The sequence below is a fragment of the Methylobacterium sp. C33D genome (assembly GCF_053345825.1).
Map to the genome: position 1 here is coordinate 1 of NZ_JBKFAV010000268.1, position 255 is coordinate 255.

The window sequence follows — 255 nt, forward strand, 5'->3', positions numbered from 1 at the left end:
CGCCGCCTCGGCGACCCGGGCGTTGTAGCCGTCGATGTTCCGGACGGCGATCTTGGCCATCTTCTTGTAGCGCTCCTCCATCTCGCGCACGGCCCATTTGAGGGCGATGACCGCCTTCTTGGGATCGATGACGACGGGGGAGAGCAGGTGCGGGATGCCGTCGTAGACCGACAGCTCCAGCATCTTCGGGTCGACCATGATCAGCCGGCACTCCTCCGGCTTCAGCCGGTAGAGCAGCGACAGGATCATGGTGTT

1 protein-coding gene is annotated in these 255 nt (G+C 63.9%); it reads right to left on the reverse strand.

What is annotated here, in order from left to right; all coding sequences use genetic code 11:
• A partial coding sequence (locus ACLBXO_RS32320; protein WP_447687979.1) for an FtsK/SpoIIIE domain-containing protein occupies positions 1-255 on the reverse strand: 255 nt, incomplete at both ends.